This is a genomic window from Pseudoalteromonas sp. S1650 (assembly GCF_005887195.1).
GTDB classification, from domain to species: Bacteria; Pseudomonadota; Gammaproteobacteria; order Enterobacterales; family Alteromonadaceae; genus Pseudoalteromonas; species Pseudoalteromonas simplex.
The window spans coordinates 1-20,443 of sequence record NZ_PNDF01000002.1; the positions used below are offsets into that span (position 1 = coordinate 1).

Annotated in this window: 19 protein-coding genes and 2 pseudogenes; 13 read left to right on the forward strand and 8 right to left on the reverse strand. The window is 36.3% G+C overall.

All coding sequences use genetic code 11. From position 1 onward, the window contains the following. The first annotated feature begins 298 nt into the window (after positions 1-298). Positions 299-1,342 (forward strand): sensor domain-containing diguanylate cyclase, encoded by a 1,044-nt coding sequence (locus CWB80_RS00095; RefSeq protein ID WP_138602772.1) that lies wholly within the window; start codon positions 299-301, stop codon positions 1,340-1,342. 71 nt (positions 1,343-1,413) lie between these two features. On the opposite strand, the gene CWB80_RS00100 is transcribed toward CWB80_RS00095, so the two are convergent. The 4 genes from CWB80_RS00100 to CWB80_RS00115 form a co-directional block, all read right to left on the reverse strand. After that, entirely contained in the window at positions 1,414-3,132 is a 1,719-nt protein-coding gene (locus CWB80_RS00100; protein WP_138602770.1) for a sensor domain-containing protein, read from the reverse strand. Between the two features lie 62 nt (positions 3,133-3,194). Further along, positions 3,195-3,932, reverse strand: coding sequence for a sensor domain-containing diguanylate cyclase (locus CWB80_RS00105; RefSeq protein WP_138602768.1), 738 nt, complete (start codon positions 3,930-3,932; stop codon positions 3,195-3,197). A gap of 442 nt (positions 3,933-4,374) precedes the next feature. Beyond that, a complete protein-coding gene (locus CWB80_RS00110) occupies positions 4,375-5,658 on the reverse strand; it encodes a Y-family DNA polymerase (protein WP_138686266.1) in 1,284 nt (427 codons plus the stop codon). A gap of 2 nt (positions 5,659-5,660) precedes the next feature. After that, positions 5,661-6,083 (reverse strand): LexA family protein, encoded by a 423-nt coding sequence (locus tag CWB80_RS00115; RefSeq protein ID WP_138602398.1) that lies wholly within the window; start codon positions 6,081-6,083, stop codon positions 5,661-5,663. 193 nt (positions 6,084-6,276) lie between these two features. Here CWB80_RS00115 and CWB80_RS00120 point away from each other — a divergent pair, with 193 nt between their 5' ends. Next, positions 6,277-6,579 (forward strand): hypothetical protein, encoded by a 303-nt coding sequence (locus CWB80_RS00120; RefSeq protein ID WP_138602396.1) that lies wholly within the window; start codon positions 6,277-6,279, stop codon positions 6,577-6,579. A 200-nt stretch (positions 6,580-6,779) separates the two neighbouring features. Here the strand turns inward: CWB80_RS00120 and CWB80_RS00125 are convergent, their stop codons facing one another. Further along, on the reverse strand, positions 6,780-7,844 hold the full coding sequence (locus CWB80_RS00125) for a YeiH family protein (RefSeq protein WP_138602394.1): 1,065 nt from the start codon (positions 7,842-7,844) through the stop codon (positions 6,780-6,782). Between the two features lie 106 nt (positions 7,845-7,950). Here CWB80_RS00125 and CWB80_RS00130 point away from each other — a divergent pair, with 106 nt between their 5' ends. Then, a complete protein-coding gene (locus CWB80_RS00130; protein WP_138602392.1) occupies positions 7,951-8,832 on the forward strand; it encodes a LysR substrate-binding domain-containing protein in 882 nt (293 codons plus the stop codon). A gap of 208 nt (positions 8,833-9,040) precedes the next feature. On the opposite strand, the gene CWB80_RS00135 is transcribed toward CWB80_RS00130, so the two are convergent. Further along, entirely contained in the window at positions 9,041-9,976 is a 936-nt protein-coding gene (locus CWB80_RS00135; protein WP_138602390.1) for a hypothetical protein, read from the reverse strand. A gap of 463 nt (positions 9,977-10,439) precedes the next feature. Between CWB80_RS00135 and CWB80_RS00140 the strand changes: the two genes are divergently transcribed. The 9 genes and pseudogenes from CWB80_RS00140 to CWB80_RS00175 all read left to right on the forward strand — a co-directional run bounded on the left by CWB80_RS00140 (position 10,440) and on the right by CWB80_RS00175 (position 15,434). After that, the gene (locus tag CWB80_RS00140; protein ID WP_138602388.1) at positions 10,440-10,895 is read left to right on the forward strand and encodes a hypothetical protein; all 456 of its coding nucleotides are present in this window, start codon (positions 10,440-10,442) and stop codon (positions 10,893-10,895) included. 122 nt (positions 10,896-11,017) lie between these two features. Continuing rightward, positions 11,018-11,970, forward strand: a pseudogene (locus CWB80_RS00150) (IS3 family transposase); the annotation flags it as partial. 141 nt (positions 11,971-12,111) lie between these two features. Further along, complete coding sequence (locus CWB80_RS22695; protein ID WP_212751219.1) at positions 12,112-12,348, forward strand: IS110 family transposase; 237 nt, start codon at positions 12,112-12,114, stop codon at positions 12,346-12,348. Positions 12,349-12,581: 233 nt separating this feature from the next. Beyond that, the gene (locus CWB80_RS22700) at positions 12,582-12,779 is read left to right on the forward strand and encodes a hypothetical protein (RefSeq protein ID WP_212751218.1); all 198 of its coding nucleotides are present in this window, start codon (positions 12,582-12,584) and stop codon (positions 12,777-12,779) included. 67 nt (positions 12,780-12,846) lie between these two features. Beyond that, positions 12,847-13,014 carry a transposase gene (locus CWB80_RS23195; protein ID WP_212751217.1) on the forward strand — a complete coding sequence of 56 codons (168 nt, stop codon included), beginning with the start codon at positions 12,847-12,849 and terminating at the stop codon, positions 13,012-13,014. A gap of 165 nt (positions 13,015-13,179) precedes the next feature. Beyond that, positions 13,180-13,383, forward strand: a pseudogene (locus CWB80_RS00160) (integrase core domain-containing protein); the annotation flags it as partial. A 214-nt stretch (positions 13,384-13,597) separates the two neighbouring features. Then, entirely contained in the window at positions 13,598-14,512 is a 915-nt protein-coding gene (locus CWB80_RS00165; RefSeq protein WP_138602380.1) for an STAS domain-containing protein, read from the forward strand. After that, a complete protein-coding gene (locus CWB80_RS00170; protein ID WP_138602402.1) occupies positions 14,505-14,849 on the forward strand; it encodes an STAS-like domain-containing protein in 345 nt (114 codons plus the stop codon). Before CWB80_RS00165 ends, CWB80_RS00170 begins: the two co-directional genes overlap by 8 nt. Positions 14,850-14,855: 6 nt before the next feature. Continuing rightward, the gene (locus tag CWB80_RS00175; protein WP_138602378.1) at positions 14,856-15,434 is read left to right on the forward strand and encodes a hypothetical protein; all 579 of its coding nucleotides are present in this window, start codon (positions 14,856-14,858) and stop codon (positions 15,432-15,434) included. Positions 15,435-16,076: 642 nt separating this feature from the next. Here the strand turns inward: CWB80_RS00175 and CWB80_RS00185 are convergent. Continuing rightward, complete coding sequence (locus CWB80_RS00185; RefSeq protein ID WP_138686267.1) at positions 16,077-16,928, reverse strand: Y-family DNA polymerase; 852 nt, start codon at positions 16,926-16,928, stop codon at positions 16,077-16,079. Positions 16,929-17,340: 412 nt separating this feature from the next. Here CWB80_RS00185 and CWB80_RS00190 point away from each other — a divergent pair, with 412 nt between their 5' ends. Next, on the forward strand, positions 17,341-19,896 hold the full coding sequence (locus CWB80_RS00190; protein WP_212751224.1) for an N-6 DNA methylase: 2,556 nt from the start codon (positions 17,341-17,343) through the stop codon (positions 19,894-19,896). Positions 19,897-20,140: 244 nt separating this feature from the next. Here the strand turns inward: CWB80_RS00190 and CWB80_RS00195 are convergent. Next, the coding region (locus CWB80_RS00195) for a transposase (protein WP_212751489.1) at positions 20,141-20,443 on the reverse strand (303 nt) is incomplete at its 5' end.

The following is a 20,443-nucleotide window of genomic DNA, read 5'->3' on the forward strand; positions in this document are numbered from 1 at the left end:
AAGTGGACGACTAGGCACCCGAAAGACTAGCCGAGTCAAAAGCTCGACTAGCGGTGTCCAACGAAGCGTCAAAAAAGAAAGGTTAGTAGCTTAGGCTATTATCTTGGAAGCTCGATGCCTTTAGGCGCGAGTAGTTCACATCAAGTTATCACTCTAAGTGTTTTGTTCTAATTCAAATTGGAGCTTTCATGGAATTGCGTATATTATTTACGTGTTAACTGATTTCATTATGTAAACTTTATGTGTGTAAGTTACATTTCTTCGACGATTTCTATAGTTAGTTGTAAGGGGGTGGGGGTTGGATAATTACGATAAAATTCTACTTAGCTCCAATTTAATCCGCCGCCACGCATCAATGAAGGTTGATTACAGTTGCCCGGTGCAAGTGTTTATGTGGCAAGTTTTGCAAGATTCACTTGAAACTTTGAATGTCAGTCGTATTTCTGTTTGGTTGTTAAATTCGGATCCAGAAATAAACATTTTAGAGTGTGTTGCAAATACAGATTGGGGAGTTAATGATACCCCTAAAGACCTACCATATTTAACTAAGAGTGATTACCCGCGCTATTTTGAAGCAATAGAGTTCGGTGCCCCAATGATAGCTGATAATGCGCATACTGATCATAGAACAATAGACTTCACTTATACTTACTTAAAAACAGAAAATACCAAGTCGATGCTTGATACAATTATTTTTAGTGAAGGTATTCCTATCGGGGTAGTCTGTTTTGAACAAAAAGTCAATTTCAGAGAGTGGAATAGGGATGAAGTTTATTTTGCTGAGTTGATTGCTGATTGTTGTACTTATCGATTCATGGCCAAAAAACAAGCTAAGCTAGAAGATAAGCTTGTTAATTTAGTATTTTATGATGATTTAACAGGTGTTTATAATCGTCGGTATTTTTTTGATGTTATTGAAAAAACTATAAGCCTCCACGTACAAAAAAGTTTGCCTTTGGCTATTGGTTTTATTGATTTCGATAATTTTAAATCAATAAATGACACATACGGTCACCAAGCAGGTGATGAAGTATTAAAGGGGTTTTCAAAGATAGCTCAGACTTTCCTTAGGCGTGAGGATTTAATCTTTCGCTTTGGAGGCGAAGAGTTCGTTATTGTGTTTCAAGGTGTGAATGTTATAGATGCTAAGAATGCTTTAGTTAGGCTGCAAAGTGGAGTTAAAACTATGTTTATTAACCATGGTAATAAAGCGTTGAATTTTACATTTAGTGCCGGTGTGGTTGAGCTACATAAAAAATTGCCCATTAAAGATGTGATAAAGCAAGCTGATAAACTGCTATATAAAGCGAAAAAAGAAGGGAAAAGCCGTATTGAGTACTAGGTAAAATACGCTACCTACTCATTAAAATCACGTTCCAAACTAATGTTCAAAAGGGTAGTGTTATTGGCTGCTTAAGATTTAGACGGTAATAAAAAACTTTCCAGCTTTTGTGAAGATAATGGCTTCGAATAGCTATAACCTTGAAGCATGTCGACATTTTTAGACTTGCAGTATTCAACATGCTGCGTTGTTTCTACTCCCTCAGCAATAACCAAAAGATCTAGTTTATGCGCAACATCCACAATAGCTTCAAATATGGCACTATCATTATTTCTGTATGGTGCATTGTCTACGAACGACTTATCGATCTTTAACGTGTTAACTGGGAGTTTATTTAAGTAACTTAAAGATGAATAGCCAGTCCCAAAATCATCAATAGCAATGTCTACGCCTTGTACTTGAAGTAATGATAAGTTTTTTAGAAGTTCATCATCAGCTTCAATTAAGGCATGCTCTGTTAGCTCTAGTCCAATATCTGATGGGATAAGTTCATATATTTCAAGTAATTCAGAAAGCTGTGAAAAGAACTCCTTTTGGAGCAATTGCTTTCCTGAAATATTAATCAACATACGAACATCATTTATACCATTAGAACGCCATTTTTTTAGTTCTTTGAGGGCCATATGAAATATTAAGTTACCAATTGGGATCATGAGGCCGACTTTTTCAGCAATGGGGATAAATGTATTAGGAGTAGTATTGTTTTTATTTGCTTTAGAATCCCAACGCAATAGTGCCTCACAAGCAACTATTTTTTCAGATTTAGCACAGTAGATGGGTTGATATACAAGGTGAAACTCTTCATGTATTAGTGACTCTCTGAGGTACTGTGATATCTCAATCTGAAAATGCGATCTATCGCTCATCGCTTTGTTATAAATCCTAAACTGACTACGTCCATTTTTCTTGGCGTCGTACATTGCAGTTTCAGCGCACTGTAATAAAGTTCTTACTGACTTTCCATCATTTGGAAAACGACAGATCCCGACACTAATTGAAGTAAAAATCAGTTGGTCATGCAGTTTTAAAGGTGAATTAAATGAATCAATCAAAAGCTGAGTGAATTTTTCATGATTTGATGAGGGCTCCGAACTCAAAATAACTATGAATTCATCAGCGCTAAAGCGAGCTATGTAGTCAGTTTTTTCTAATGGGGTAGAGAGGCGTTCAGAAACTTTAAGGAGGAATTCATCACCCGATTCATAGCCGAAAACATCATTCACACCTTTGAATCGATCTATATCGATAAATAGTAGAGAAAAGTCCTTTATACTGCTTGTTATAAGCTCATTAATAACTAACTCGATGGAATGACGATTCAAACAGTTAGTTATTGGATCATAAGACACCATTTTTTCCAAAGCTTTACGAACAGATACTTGCTCAGAAATATCAATATCTAAACAAAACATTTCAAACTCATCTCTCCTAGTTTTTAATAAAACATGAGATGAAAAAACAGGCACCGGCTGACCCTTAATATTTTGTAAAGTTAATTCGGATGATGGAATGGGAATGTTGTGTTCAAGCCAATTTTTATGTGCTTCAATGACATCCTTTTTCATTGAAGGAGGGATGATTAAATCTTCTAGCTTTTTTCCTAAAGCTTCTGTTTGAGTGTACCCATATAGAAAGGTACTTGCTTTATTCCAATAAATTACTTCACGATGTCGATTGTAGCCTTGAACAGCTACTTTTGAGAGTGATTCAATGAGCTCTAAGAAGCGAACGTCAGGCAAGTTTGTTGAAGGACTGAAGGTTGAGTTAGTTTCAAAGTTGTTCTCTTTCATTACTGCTATTAGTGCACCTTAGCATCATACTAAAATAAGCCTAGGAAAGAGTTCTTTTTCAGTCAAGTTTCCATTTGGTATGTATTTCTGATGCATGATCTAAGGATATTAGCAAAACGCTTAAGAACCTCGTCACCAGCTTTATGACCTAGAGTATGGTTTATTTTCTTAAAGTTATTTAGATCTATAAAAAGTAATTGGGCTGCTCTGTTAAGTCGGTTACCTAATTTTTGAAATTGAATAAAGGCCTCTTCAAAGCCTCGTCTATTATGTATCTTAGTTAAGGGATCTAATCGACTTTCTATTTTTAATTCACTCTCTCTATAAAGGTGTGCCAAATCACTGCTGATCACATCTCTTAATACTTCAAGCATCTCAAGAAAAGGTTGCTTGTAATTAGTCGGCGACGTATCCATAACACATAAAGTACCGAAGCACTTACCATCAGGCCAATGGATAGGATAGCCCAAGTACGATATGTAATTATCTTCTATTACTTCTGGGTTATTATCCCATTCATTAGTTTTTGAGGCATCTTTGACGTAGAGCGGCGAGTTACTTCTAACTACTTTATGGCAATAAACATTAGTTTCAATACTTGCAGAGCCACCTAGGGAATAATGGGTCGTAGGTAACTCTGAAGCAACTAGAACTTCAATGCCTTTGTTGGATGCTTGATTTATAAATGCCACTGGCGAGTTGAACAACGCTGCAATTGAATTAACGAGCCTTTGCCAACGTTCCCACTCAATATCTTTAAGTGCCAAATCGTGAAGTGATGTGTAAGGATATCCAGCCATTCGAACTCCAGAGCGACTAATCACAATGAAGTATAGTACATAAGTTCTAAAAATATGGTAACGCCATGTGTAATTAATAGGTGCACTTGTTGCTCTTCATGACTTATTGATTACGATATTATACCTATGTAATTTCTGACCTTACGTTAGCTCAATAAGAAAGGTTCACTCTTTTCATCACAAAATTTGTACTATATTATGTCAAGAGGCTGTATCTTAATTAGGGCTGGCGTTCCAATTTAAACTACCAAAATACTTTAATTTGGACTTTAGTAATAACTACAGTTTAGCAAGTACTGCATAATGGGTCTGAACATGGAAGAAGAAACGGTACCTCGTAAATTCAAGATCGGCATGTCTATTTTCAATACTGCTATTATTCTAGGCTGCCTTGGTTGTCTCTTGTACTCGGGAGCTATAATAATTGAAAATTACTTTTAATTTACTTTGCTTTCGCAGTAGGGATATCTGAGAGTTTAGTCGTGTAATTTAGCGGTGCTAAATCGTCTTTAGGTCTCCAAGATTTAGAGAGTCCTTCACTTGCAAGTTTCAATGTACTTCGTCCAAATTTTTTATTTATCTCATCAATCACTAACGTTTTTGAGCTAATATTCAGTGGTAAAGTCTCCGATAAAAGCTCAAGTTGTTGCATATCATCTTGTAATGAAAGTTCATCAAAAATAACACCGGCTTTTTTGTAATTGAACCCCTTCTTAAAAATAGCTTTTAATGCAAAGCTTGCATAAGACACCAGTGTAGATGTATCCGCTGTGGGGTAGGGTAGTTTTATTGATTGTGACTTATGATACTGCGGCTCTGCCTGTCTAAATGAATCTGTGTGGATGAATACTGTTATTGCTGATGTATAAGATTTAAATCGACGAAGCTTAAACGCTGCTTTTGTTGTATGTGCTGTAACAGCTTCAGAAAGCTCCGTAAGCTCAATCACCGGTTTTCCCATACTCTGAGATACGCAAATTCTATCGCGAGAGTCGTTAATATCTTTCAATTCTACCGCAGGTTTTCCTCGTAACTCTTCCACAGTACGGGCAAGAACAACTGTGAACGTCTTTTTGATCCAACTAATGTCGGCATTTTTAAGGTCATATCCCGTATAGATACCAAATTTATTTAGCTTTTTAGTTGTTTTGCTTCCAACCCCCCAAATATCCTCTACAGGAGTATGTTTGAGAGCCCAATCAATTTTGTATTGTGAATCTAATACAACCACACCATTGGTGTGTTCTTTCCACTCTTTCTTTTTGGCGCAGTGACTTCCAAGTTTCGCTAGTGTCATTGTCTGAGATATACCCAAACCACAACTAATACCTAAGTTCCTCTTAAGTGTCCTCTGTATGGTGTGTGCGTAGTCTTTTATATCTTTTGTAAAGTTTATATCGATGCGCCCAAAGCATTCATCAACAGAGTATCGTATTGTATCGAATAGGAAGTACTCTAACTCGGTATGAAAACGGTTACTCAAATCACCAAACAGCGTGAAATTACTCCCCCATAAGTGGCCACCATGCGCAGCCACCAGCTGCTTAACTTTAAATGCAGGCTCTCCCATTTTGATACCTAAATCTTTGATAGCTTGATTTCGAGCTACTACGTTACCCTGGTTCGAACTGAGTACTCCAAGAGGGGTTTTATCAAAGTCGTATTGGGGGTTAAAGAGTTGGCAAAACGAAACGTAAGCAGCATTGATGTCGCAAAGAACCCACATAATTAGAATACCTTGATTAAACCAGTGACAACGCCCCAGACTACATGGGTATCCCAGTCATTGTATTCATCGATATCAATTTCAATTGGCTCGAAGTCGGGGTTTTTACTAATAAAAACGGCTTTGTTGTTTTTTAATTGTAGTTCTTTCACAACAAATTCGTTGTCTAATGTAGCTAATACGATTCGTCCAGTTTTAATTGTTACTGACCTATCTACAACTATTATCGAGCCGTCAGTAATGTCTGGGGACATGCTGTTGCCTGACACCCTGAATAGGAATGTACTACTAGGGCGCTTAATTAGGAGCTCATCTAAACTGATTGAGTCGGATAGGTGATCTTCGCATGGATTGGGGAAACCTGCAGCAACTGAAAAGTCTGCAATAGGTAGCTTTGTGGTTGAAGGGGTAAGTTTGCTAAGCATAATCACAAAATACTGTACAAATAAACAGTAATTTTAGATGTGAATATTCCACATTACAACCAAGAAGTTTCTTTTAGGCTCGCGGTCTATGTGATTTCATCAATTATTAGTTAAATTTAAACCTTTTTCCCAGAATCAGGCGCGATTTAATGCATATGATAGCTTTGGCAAAAATATATGAGCTGGAGTAACTATGGATTTATGTTCAATTTCTGCGGAAGACGATGATAAAGCTGTTTTCTTCAATGGGGTTTTGATTGCATACTATAATGCAGCAACTGATGAGCCAAACGTGTTATCTTTTGTTGAAAGTGTTGCTGATAATTTGAGTAGCGCTTCTGGTGCCAATATTAAAAAGGCGAAAATAGACAAAGCTCCTGACTTTGTTCATTGGGAGCAGAGCAAACAAGTAGAGAATATACTTTGGCCCAATGAAACAGCTAAACCTCCTATTTCTGATTTTTTCTCTCCAATTGAGCTGAATTCTCAACCATAAACATTCATAACAGTTTATCGCTTGACCGCTAAATTTTGCCTTCGCAGGTGCGGTCAAGCGCTCCTCTTAAAAAATCATGTAGTATAAATTTTTATTACTGTATTTGAGAGAGATTTCACGTCTACACGCTAACGACTAGGAAGCAAGATCAGACTAATCATATTTTGCACTTTTAACGATCCGCCTGTAGTTGAACCCAATTATAAAAGTGCTTTTACTCCAGTGTTAATTCCGAAACCGCCTAACGTTAAAAATAAAAACAAACAACTTCCCAAAAGTAGGGGTCTTATTCCAGCTTGACGAATTGCCCCAATGTGAGTTCGTAGTCCCAATGCCACCATGGCGATAGTGAGTAATATATCATCAAACCACACAATATTGTTTGTTGTACTCTGGGATAGGTTAATTAGTGAATTACATCCACTTACTAAAATGAAGTAAACCGCAAACCAAGGAATTGATAGGCCTGAAGATTTTTCTAAGTTATAGTTTTTCTTTGTATCCTTTCGTTTTTGCCAATATGATAAACCAAACAAAAATGGGGCAAGCATCATTACCCTTAACATTTTTTCAATTACTGCCGTGTCGGCTGCATTTGCACTAATGGCGGTACCCGCAGCAACTACCTGAGCTACTTCATGAATGGTTGAACCAACAAAAATTCCGTACTCGTATTCACTCAACCCTATATATTCAAACATTAAGGGGTAAGTAAACATACTTAGCGTTCCAAATACAACGACTGTTGCAACCGCAATAGATACTTTATGTGCTTGTGCTTTAATAACTGGTTCTGTTGCCATTATTGCTGCAGCACCACAAATAGAGCTCCCAGCACCAATAAGAATAGTTGTTTGCTCATCAAGTTTAAATAAACGTTTACCTAACTGAATCGCTAGGATAAATGTACCAAGTAATATGGCTAAATCAATAACTAGCCCTAACCAACCAATTTCTGTTATTTGTGAGAATGTAATTCTAAAGCCAAATAAAATGATGCCAGCTTTAAGTAAGAAGCTTTTTGCGTAGTCTACTCCAATATCAGTATGAGTTGCGATACGGGAAAACAAACTGTTTCCTACTATGATGCCGAGGATAATTCCAATAGTGAGTGAACTAACTTGTGCATTTTGCAAAACGGAAAGTTTACTTAGGGCTATTGATATACTTGCTAATGTAGTTACCAACATTAGGCCCAACCACCATCGACTATCTGTGAGTTTTTTTGTTTGGGATTTAAATAGACACCGCGTATAGAACAACATAAACGTCCTTCAATAAGTTGCTTTATTTACTTGACTGCATTTTAGAAAGACCCAAAATATAACTCCAATACATTAATTTTATGATTTAATAACTTTAGGTTATCTTATGAACTTGCACGCATTGAGAGTCTTTTATACTGTAGCGAAATTGCAAAGTTTCTCGGGTGCGGCAGAAACTCTTTTCATCAGTCAGCCAGCGGTATCTAAAGCGTTAAAAGAGCTAGAGCATCAATTAAGTCTTAAACTTATCGAACGTGCCACCAAAGGGAGAAAACTCGCATTAACTGAGGGCGGAGTTGCTTTATATGAACATGCTCGTAATATTTTTGCTATTGAAAAGACGGCAATAGACGATATAAAGTCACGTACCGGACTAAAGCGTGGCACAATTGTCATTGGTACTAGCACTACAATTGCAAGTTATTGGTTACCACCTTACTTAGCCAGGTTCTGTAGTGCTTACCCAAATATAAAAGTTGAAGTGAAGGTCGAAAATACGGAAAAAATTGAACATGCTTTGCTTGAGTGCTCTATTGACTTGGCTCTTGTTGAAGGGACACCAACAGAAAAAAAGATAGTACCTACACACTGGCAAGATGATTTGATGAGTGTCGTTATCCCACCTCATTTTAAGCCTAGCCCTAATTTAAATGAATGGCTTAGCCAACAGTTTTGGTTACTCCGTGAGCCAGGTTCTGGAACACGTGAAATGTCAGTTAAAATGTTAGAAAAGCAAGGTATAAAAGTTACCAATAGTATGCAACTAGGGAGTAATGAAGCTATAGCTCGCTCAGTCGCACAAGGAATGGGAATAGCCATATTGCCAAATGTGGTCACAGAAGATTTAGTGCAACTAAAAAAGTTAAAGCGCTTGAGTCAAGTTAAAGGTGGAATGCTATCTAGGCCTCTATATCAGTTACAATGCCGAGGTAGATCTTCTTCATATCCTGCCAAGGCATTAAAAAGAATTTTATTTTCCAAAATTTAGCTTCAAGTGAACCCGCAAGTTTAGTTTCTTCATCTAAAATTAAAGTAGCTAAAATCAGGAAACTTTAAATGGTGTTTACTATAAAAGTAATAACAGTATCAGCTTGTGCAGCAAAAGAGGTATTTATTCAAAGGCATTAATAATTTCTTAAAGGGAAGTGTGCTTCCCATAAAAAACTAAGATATTTAACTTTCATTAGTATAAAGCTTTATGTTTTGGCGAGTTTACCTTCAATTATCCATTCCTCGCGGTTTTGAATCCATACACCCCTCACGATACAATCCCCAAAATCATCAATTTCTACTTTATTAAATTTAATACTTGCATATTCCTCATCATCATTAAAATCCAAGTATCTAACTGGTAAGTTAGCGGCAAAGTAAAAGCCTTTTTCCGCACTCTTCCAGATAGACCTACCAGAACATTTGAATCTTCCGTCGTCATCTCTACCCTCAAAAGAAAAAATAACCTCTTTATATTGCACTAGTACGAGTGAATTAACATCTAATTGCCACTCTCCATTTTCTACTTCTAAATGACCAGAGAATTGAAAATCCTTAAATGATACATTAGTTATAGGTATATTTTGCTCTAGAAATCTTTCAAGTGAATCTTTGTTGATATTCATCTTCGGGGCAATGTACAAATTACATTTATCTAATGAGATTGAAGTGAAATTAAAAGTTGGCTCAATCTTTTTAGGGCCTTTTCTTTTTTGAAGCTCAAAAATGACAGTTAATGGGGAAGTTCTACATCGTGACAATGAGTTTATTATTACTTCAAAAAAACCATTATCTTTCTGCCCATATTCCAAGATGATGACTTTTAAATTAGTTAATTCCATTAGCCAATATTGAAGAGAACTTAAGTCTTCAATGAAAAGCTGACAATTCGTAAAGTTTAACCTCAGGAATTCAATTTCAGTAAAAGGATATAGTTCTTCTATTTCTATAGAGTCACAAGAATCCAGCTCAATATTAAGGCCTTTAATTAAGTAACCGATATGACTCATTTCGGTTAATTCTGAAGGGGCAAAGGGTTTCTTTATGTTTGCAAAATTAAAATGGCATGAAGGGTGTTGTTTGAGAAGTTCTTCAATTTCAATAATTCCATTTGGCAGAATGTTTATATCATGTATGTCCATTAATGAGCCTTCTTCATGTTGAGGTGGAAAGTTGCTGATTGTTACGCTTTCAGCAAACGAGCTTGTTGAATCAATACGTAATAAAGTATTAGTTTATAATAACAAGAGTTTATTTGCTATTTTTAGTAAACTTAGATCAATATAGTAAATCCCAAAGTACACCTTTGCTTTTAGTTTCCATGGAGTTAGCCTTAAAAGTAAAAGAGCTTAATAATTAAACAAATAGTTGATACCTCCATAACGTATGCTTTTATGGTTAAGTGAAAGACAATAGTAGAAGGCAAAGTAAAACCAGGCATGCAAGCGAGAGTAAGAGCTTTGCCAATGCAAAGAATATTTTATCATTACTTCTAAAAAACTAAGATGATTACATATTCAAATTAGTTATTTACAAAAGTAATCATAGATGAAACTATCGGATCTTTTATTATGTACCTCTCTACTTTATATAAGGATATTTAGTGTGTTGAATAAGAAACCTTTAGTATTAATCGCAAGTGTTCTAGCTATTGGTGGCTGTGCTTCTCCTGGGCCAATGCAAACGGTGACTGGCCCAATTAATACTTCTGCTTTTGAGCCCGTAATTTTAGATACTGTAAAAGATGGCTCAAATAGGGTTCATTTTAAAGAGTGGACAACTATGTATGAGAATAAAGAGCTACAGCAATGGGGAGTATTTTTTATTACAGATAAGGGCATCTATATGGCTGAATGGGATATGAGAGGTTATGAGTATAATCTAAGATATAAGCTACCAATAAATGAGCTAGATACTGTTTCGGATGATATGGTAGTACGTGATATGTGGATAGATTCAAACTTGTTAATTCTTAAAGATAGAAGTGGTCATAGCGTTGGCTTTGCTTTAAACGGAAAAAATGCTGCGCGATCTATTCTTAAAGAGATCGGCTTAAAATAAATTTTTAACAGGGGTTGCTCTGTTGCTCCTGCTAAATAGCCTCTTTGATCACATTTGTTGTGCTTCAATGAAACCGGACACTAATTTAGGTGGTATTATTACCACTCAAACAGAGGTGTTCTATGACAAAACAACGTCGCTCTTTTTTGCAAGAGTTTAAACTTAATTCAACAAAATTAGTCCTTGATGATGGATACTCATTTCCAGAAGCTGCTCGTTCACTAAAAGTCGGTGAAACAGCTCTTCGGCGTTGGGTTAAGCAATTACAAGAAGAGCGTGGTGGCACAACACCAAATTCTAAAGCGCTTACTCCTGAGTAGCTTAGAATTCAAGAGCTTGAAACTAAAGTTAGTCGGCTTGAAAGAGAGAAAACAATTTTAAAAAAGGCTACCGCTCTCTTAATGTCAGACGAGATCAACAATATTCGTTGATAGATCAATCAAGTGAGCATGAGTCAGTGGAAATGGTTTGTAGCGTATTAAATGTTCCGCGTTCGAGTTATTACGATTTTAAGCAGCGTGTGACATCAATTAAACTTGAAGAGGTGCAGCTTAGATCAACAATTAACGAGCTATTTTCACTCAGTCGTGGAGCTGCTGGTAGCCGCATGTTGACGGTGATGCTAAAAGAAGCTGATTTACCTGTAGGCGTTTTACGCCGTATCATGCGTGATATGGGGTTGTTCTGTAAACAACCTGGGCTTCATTCATATAAATTAGCGACGGCGGAGCGACCAGATATTCCAAACAAACTTAATCGTGAGTTTCAAGTAAATAGCGCAAATCAAGTTTGGTGTGGGGATATCACCTATATTTGGACGGGTAAAAAATGGTCTTATCTGGCTGTTATTATCGATTTATTTGCTCGCCGTGTGGTTAGTTGGGCAATGTCTGATAAACCTGACACTGACTTAGTTATCAAAGCATTAGATAGAGCATACGAACAGCGAGGCAAACCATCTGGATTGATGTTTCATTCAGATCAAGGCAGTCAGTACAACGCAAGAAGGTTTCAACAAAGACTGTGGCGTTACCGGATAGAGCAAAGTATGAGTCGCCGAGGGAATTGTTGGGACATAGATAAAATATCTTTGTGTTGACCTGTCGATATTCATTAGTCAGTCATTTCATGATATTCAGTATTAGTGACCAAATAGGAGCATTGTATTACAACATCTGTGTCCAGTCCTGTTACTGAGGCTGTGAGGGCTGAGGATATGAATCGCAATGACATTTCTAACAATTTAACATTAGGTGTCGATACTCATTTAGATAACCATGTTGCTGTACTCGTTAATGATATTGGTCAAGTTGTCGACACCCAAGAGTTTACTGTAAATTCAACCGACTATAGCCAACTGTACACATGGTGCAAATCATTTGTAAAGGTAACCCAAGCAGGGTTAGAAGGAACAGGCACCTATGGTGCTGGCTTATGTAAGTTCTTACAATAGAAAAAATTAGTGTTTTTGAAGTTAACCGCCCTAATCGCGCAGTAAGAAGGTTAAGAGGTAAATCGGATCTAACTGATGCTGAAAATTCGGCTCGTTCGGTATTAGCCAAAGAGTCTACGGCAATCCCTAAATCTCATGATGGCATAGTTGAAGCAATAAGGTTTTTAGTTGTCGCAAGGAAAAGCTCTATAAAATCTAAGACACAAGCAATAAATCAAATTCGAGCTTTACTTGTGACAGCACCAGAGCATATTCGTCAACAGTGTTATGTTCCTTCAAGCTACCGCTGCATTGTTGCTTGTAAAGCATTAGAAATGAATTCCGAAAACATACTCGAAGAAACATTAATATCAATGTTAAAGCCGCTAGCAGAGCGATGGGTGATGCTGTCACAAGAGCTAAAACAATTGATAAGAAACTTAAAGCATTAACCAACTCAGCTGCTTCAACGTTACTAGAACAGTATGGTATTGGAAGCTATGTCGCAGCTACACTACTGTGACTGCTGGTGACAACCCTGAGCGACCCAAGAAGGAATCATCATTAGCAGCCTTATGTGGAGTTAGTCCCTTAGATGCATCCTCCGTTAAAAAGCAACGTCATAGGTTAAACAGAGGCGGTGCAAGAGATGCTAATAATGCACTTTGGACTGTAGCTTTAATTTGAATGCGTAATGATTTCAGAACTAGGAAATATGTAGAAAAGTGTTCATCAGAAGGGAAATCAAATAAGGAGCTCCAGCGCTGTTTAAAACGTTACATTGCAAGAGAGTTATACCCAATTATAGTTTCTGATTTATCAAAGCTAACGTGACCTTGACATAGGAGCGTCAATGCGCCAATGGAGCGTTTATTTAGAAGTTTAAAAACAGAATGGATTCCCTCATTAGGTTATAGTAAGTATCATGAAGCTGAAAAAGATATTAGTAATTATTTGATGAATTATTATAACTGGCGCAGGCCACATAGCCATAATCAAATGGTTGCCCCTGCTATAGCAGAAGAAAAACTTAATTCACTGTCCGGAATTAGTTGACCACAATAAACAACACTCAAAAAGATAATTGCCTTTAGAGTGGTTTACAGAGTGCTTCCGCCTGATAGTACAAATGGTAAAGAGAGTAAACGAGTTTATTTGGCTAAATAAGTTAAAAAACACACTCAGAATAAAAGCTTAACCAACTGAAATTAATAGTTTTAAATCTAAATATACTGTATTGTTGAATGTAAAGACGTATTTAGAGAGAAGCATGGTTGATTTAATTAAACCCATTTGCGTGACATCTCCCAGAAGAATGTGCTTGTATTCAAATGAGCTTAGATCCGAAACACTAATTTTCTTAAATAAATGTGATCAAGTTATTTTTAAAAATGGAGTACCTTTGCTCTTAGATTTAAGCCAGCTTGAATTCATTTCTGCTGCTGCGTCAGTACTTTTTCTTTCTACAGTGCAGCGTGCTAGGTATTATGGCCCTAACTCGAATGGGCGCCTTAATGTTGTAGTAATAGAGCCTAAAGATCCTGTAATTAAAGGGTTATTATCTTCTACAGGTCTACTTGCAGCTCTCAGTTGCTTCAGAGACAAAGATTTTGAGCAGCTGTTCCTAACTGGTAGTAATTATCTAACTGGTAACATTCCTAAGAAAGATGCAAAAAGGTTATCAGAACACATTTGTAAGAAATACAAGCTTGATAAGTTGCCAAATCGCTTATCAACAGCAATTGATGAAGGGTTATTAAATGTTCTGCATCATGCATATAGTGATAAGACTCACTCATTCATGAAGTCTCGGTGGTGGGCATGTGCTCAAGTCGTTGAAGATGAAAATAAGCGAAAGCACTTACAATGTATTATTCTTGATAGGGGGGTTGGAGTTGCGAGCTCTATAGCCAAAGGGTACCCAGATAAATTAAACATGAATCTTGATTCTGCTGCTATTCAATTTGCAATGCAGGAGGGAGTAACTTCTACAGGCAAAGATGGTCGGGGGCTTGGGTCGGAAGATATGAAGCACCCTATTGAATTAAGTTGTGAAAATGACTTTTTATGTATTTACAGCCATAAAGGAGAGGTGAAATTTGATAAACAAAACGTTACGGTATTACAACATTTAGATACAGTTTCTTCCACAATTATTGAATGGAGTTTAGAGTTTGATGATTAAGCTAAATTTAAAAGATTTTAGTAAGTCTCCGTTTGGTAGATATAAATCTGATAGTAAATACAGCGCTGAGGTTTTTCGAGACACTATTTTAATTCCTGCATTACTTTCTAATGAGCATGTTGAATTGGATTTGAATGGTTTGGATGTTGAATTAGGGTCTTCTTTTTTAGAAGAAACTTTTGGCGGTTTGGTGAGATCGAATAAGTTTTCCTCTACCGAACTCACGACACGTTTAACTTTAGTTTCTGACGATAGTTATGACGTTAAAAGGATTGAGAAATATATTACAAACGCTTCAAAATCTCATCAAGGTTTTGCAGCAAAAATGAATAGGTAAAACGTATTGTTTACTTTTATTGCAACTGTAGTTGGTTGGATTGTAATCTTTTCGATTTCTATAATAAATGCAACTAGAACTGAGGCTAAAGATTGCCTAAAAGAGTATCATTTAATTGTTAAAGAAGCTTTAGAAGAAATCTTTGAATTTTGGACTACTTTAGATAACAAAAATATTGACGAAAAATCATATATTTGGAGACATAAAGAGCAACTGTTGCTGATGAAGCTCAGAAATATAAGAGTTGAACTAAAAGAGCATTATGATTTTGATTTTGAAGATGGAGATACCTTTATTGAATTCTTGGAAATAATAGGGATTTCATATAATGAAGCTTCATTAAAAAAATTAGTTAATGGCTTTTTCTTTGATGATGAGAAAGCTAACAGGCTGAGCCAAGCTACTATTTTATCTGAAAAATTATATAAAAATAGTAAAGTGGCATATTATAAGACTCACCCTAAGATAAGCTTTAATCGTCCACGAACTGTAAATATTCTAGCTCTAGTTTTAGTGATAGCTCCACTACCGATAGTTTTTTTCTCTTTCTTTTATTTTCAAGTTATTGCTTTAGTAGGGCTGTGAGGGGTTAAGATGGAGTTATATTTTATGTTCTCAGTTGAAACTAATCTTATGCATAAGTGCTTAAGGTAACTTTTCCCATACTATTCCATAAAAGGTCTGCTTAAAATTAACCCTCGAATCAACTCTAACTAAAGTTGGTTCGAGGTTCATTACTTATTTTTGTTAACGGTATACATCTAAGCTTTTCATTGCGTTTAGGCTTGTATTCTCCTTTAAAAAACTATGTAGCAAGTGCATAGCCCCTAATGCTATTTAGCTAGTGTGGCAAGCGTTGCAGCAGTAAAAGCAGCCGTTTATTTTATTTTGAGGCCACTTGCTTTTGGCTGCAGAAATAGCACTCGAACAGGAATTATGGTAACCAAGAGATACTTGTTTTTCTGGGTTAGGCATATATGAGCAACCAATGCTTTTATTATGAACTTCGTGATCTCCGTTACTTTGTGAGTTTTGGTTTATTACGAATAGATACATCTGATAGAACTCCTTTTCTTTTGGTTTTATATTAATTAAGACTTTTACATTATACGTGTGTTGTTCAAAAAACAAGCGCTTTCTGCTGGGGCTGTGCAAAAAGATGCGCCAAAGTGATGTTTAATTTGAAGTAATAAAATTAACGTATTGTTTTAGATTGTAATTCCATTTTCAGCCTTGAAACTTAAAAGTTGCCTTTGTTGCATGAGCTGTAACAGCTTCAGAAAGCTCCGTAAGCTCTATCACCGGTTTTCTCATACTCTGAGATACGCAAATTCTATCGCGAGAGTCGTTTATATCTTTCAATTCTACCGCAGGTTTTCCTCGTAACTCTTCCACAGTACGGGCAAGAACAACTGTGAACGTCTTTTTGATCCAACTAATGTCGGCATTTTTAAGGTCATATCCCGTATAGATTCCAAATTTATTTAGCTTTTTAGTAGTTCTACTTCCAACCCCCCAAATATCCTCTACAGGAGTATGTTTGAGAGCCCAATCAATTTTGTATTGTGAATCTAATAAAACCACGCCTTTAGTGTGTTCTTTCCACTCTTTCTTTTTGGCGCAATGACTTCCCAGCTTGGCTAGTGTCATTGTCTGAGATATGCCCAAGCCACAGCCAACACCTAAGTTCCTCTTAAGTGTCCTCTGTATGATGTGCGCGTACTCTTTTATATCCTTTGTATAGTTTATATCGATGCGCCCAAAGCATTCATCAACAGAGTATCGCATTGTATCGAATAGGAAATACTCTAACTCGGTATGAAAACGGTTACTCAAATCACCAAACAGCGTGAAATTACTCCCCCATAAGTGGCCACCATGCGCAGCCACCAGCTGCTTAACTTTAAATGCAGGCTCTCCCATTTTGATACCTAAATCTTTGATAGCTTGATTTCGAGCTACTACGTTACCCTGGTTCGAACTGAGCACTCCAAAAGGGGTTTTATCAAAGTCGTATTGGGGGTTAAATAGTTGGCAAAACGAAACGTAAGCAGCATTGATGTCGCAAAGAACCCACATAATTAGAATACCTTGATTAAACCAGTGACAACGCCCCAGACTACAATTAGTTAAATTTAAACCTTTTTCCCAGAACCGGCCGCGATTTAACGCTTATGATGGCATTGGCAAAAATATATGAGCTGGAGTAACTATGGATTTATGTTCAATTTCTTCGGAAGACGGTGATAAAGCTGTTTCTTCAATGGGGTTTTGATTGCATACTATAATGCAGCAACTGATGAGCCAAACGTATTATCTTTTGTTGAAAGTGTTGCTGATAATTTGAGTAGCGCTTCCGGTGCAAATATTAAAAAGCTAAAATAGACAAAACTCCTGACTTTGTTCACAGAAGATATGTGTGCATACTTCACAGATCTTATCATTTAATTTATTATATGACGATACACAAAATATGGATTTAGGATAAAAAGTGGAATTAAAAGAAGGCTATGTACTTGACTTTATCTCAGGAACCCAAGTTAAAGCAGGTGCAGAAGAGATTGAAGCGACTCAACCATTTTCCAAAATTTTAGTTGACGACTATGGTTATGATAAACAACAAATTCAAACTAGACCACAGTTTAGAGTAAAGGCTTCTCCTTCTGATACTAGGGGGACATATCCTTTAGATATTGCAATCTTCAAAGACAATAAAAAAAGAGAAGAAGATCTATATATTGTAGTTGAGTGCAAGAAAAAATCAGAAAAAGACGGTATTAAACAACTAGAAGATTATCTAAGACTTTCTTATGCCACGTTGGGTGTTTGGTTTAATGGTATTGACGCTCCAATTTATATTCAAAAGCACATTAAAGAAGATGGGGTTCATTTCTCTAAGCTACCGAATATCCCTAAACGTGGTGAAAGGTTAGAAGATATTGGGCAATTCTACCGTAAAGATTTAAAGGCACCACATAACCTAAAAACTGTGTTTAAACTGTTAAGAAATCACTTAGCAGGAAATGCAGTTGGGACAACACGGGATGAAGAGTTAGCTAAACAATTAATTAATCTAGTTTTCACTAAAATTTATGATGAAAAGTTTAAAGCTCAAAATGAAAAAGTTGATTTTAGAGCTGGTATAAATGAATCTCCAAAAGTAGTTAGTAAACGAATTAAAGATTTATTTGATAAAGTTAAAGCCAAATATAAAGATGTTATTGATTTTAACGATGCTATCTCTTTGGATGATAATTCTTTATATTTTGCCGTTGGTCAGCTTCAAAACTTTTGCTTAATTGATGCGGAGAGAGACGTTATTGCAGATGCTTTTGAGACGTTTATTGGGTATGCCCTGAAAGGTCCACAAGGGCAATTTTTTACTCCTCGGAATATTGTAAAGTTAATGGCTGATATTATTGAGCAATCTACTGAAGAAACTATTATTGATCCTGCTTGTGGCACTGGCGGGTTCATTGTGGAGTCTTTAAAACATGTTTGGTCAAAACAAGACATTGAAGCTAAACGATTAGGTTGGAATGATTTAGCTCTACAAGAAGAAAAGCAAAAAGCAGCAATGAGTTTAATATTTGGAATAGAGAAAGATTCTTTCTTATCCAAAGTGGCAAAAGCCTATATGGCAATTTTAGGTGATGGTAAGGGTGGTATTTATTGTGAGGACAGTTTAGAAAAACCTTCAATTTGGTCAAGAGCTTCACAACAGGCTATACACTTCAATTCTTTTGACTGTTTACTTGCTAACCCCCCTTTTGGAAAAGACATAAAAGTAGTAGGTACAGATAAATTAGCTCAATATGAGCTAGCAAAGAAATGGAAAAAAGATGGTGAGCAATTTATAGCTCAGTCTAAAAGAAATACCGAAATGCCTCCACAGATACTTTTTGTTGAGCGCTGCCTTGATTTGGTTACTGATGGGGGGCGAGTTGGGATAATTATCCCAGAAACTTATTTCCACGCGCCAAGAGCTGGATATGTTATGCAGTTTTTAGCCAAACATAACATTTTTTGTTTAGTTGATTTACCACACAACACATTTAGACCACACAATAATGCAAAATGTATAGCTGTGTTTGTTGAAAAGAACGTGCCACAACAGAAAAAGATTTTAATGTGTGTAGCGGAAGAAATGGGACATGACCACCAAGGAAAAGAAATATTTCGATGGAACCATAAAACTAAAAAATCAACAAATGAGTTGTGGGATGACTGTGGACTAATTCGAAACGAAATTGAAAAACTAAAATCTCAATTATCGAAGAATGATCTTAAAAATTGGACTTCCAAATTAATTGAGGAAAATAAAGCTCTTGATAGCGATTATACCTTTTGGGTAGATTCTTCAAGAGTTGCGACCTCTAAAGTATATGTTCCTAGATATTACTGGAAACAAAAAGAAGAGCAGCTAGAAAGAGAAGCTGCTGATTCAGGTTGTTCATTAATCAAAATAAATGAGTTAATCAAGCAAGGTATAATCTCTCACTTTGATGGCCACGGTTCACCCGAATCAGAAAATAAAGGAAAAGGTGACGTTCCATATATTAGAGTTAAGGACATTGTTAATTGGGAAATTTATAAAGATCCTACATCAAAAATACCAGTAGAAGTTTTCAACAAAATGCGTTCCGACAATAAGAAGCTCGAAGTTGGAGATATTGTCTATGTTAGACGAGGAAGCTATCGCATTGGAAGTGTAGCTATGGTATCCCCTCACGATAAAGATGTTTTACTTACAAGAGAAATATTGGTATTGCGTGTTAATAATAATGACCTTGGAATAACCCCATATTATTTACTTTATTTATTAAGTCATTGGATTACACAAGAACAAGCAAAGAACAAAATACTTATTGAGACAACATTACCGAATATTGGAGATAGGTGGAAAGAACTCACATTGCCAATTCACCATGATAAAAATAAGATTCATAGTGTTTCAAAAAGCATAAAAGAAGCGCTTGACGCGAAATGGAGCGCAGTTTCCAAAATAAAGGACTTGGTTGATGAATTAGGTGATTTGACAACTTAATTAAGCGTAAAAATAATGAACTTTCAGTATTATGAAAGTTCATTCTTAGTTTAAGAATAAATCGGAGTTTGTTGCATATTTTGTGTAACCGCCAGTTTAAATAACGTCTTTTAACTAGCCTTCAAATTCGCTCATAAATCGATTTAAGGCCGGTTTACAATTTTTTATCGGTATCGTCCATTTTTTAGATGCTTGCTCAATAGCCAAGTAATATCATTCCGCATAAAGATTAAATCAATTTAATCTATTCCCGAATACACACTTTCTGTACTCGATCCGGGATTGAAATAAAGTGATTCCATGCCTTTGAAACTTCATCAACAATTTCGTCATAGCCCGAAAACACTCTATTGGATAAACAATGCTGTCGTATCCAGCTCCATACTTGCTCTATTGGATTTAGCTCTGGTGAATAAGGTGGGAGCTTTATCAGGGTTTTAAATTCTGCAGCTGTATCGTATGTGTGCCAGCCTGCGCCATCTATTATCACGACAGCATGCCTTCCATCAGGTGTCGCGTGTGATATCTGTAACCGTAACAGCAACCA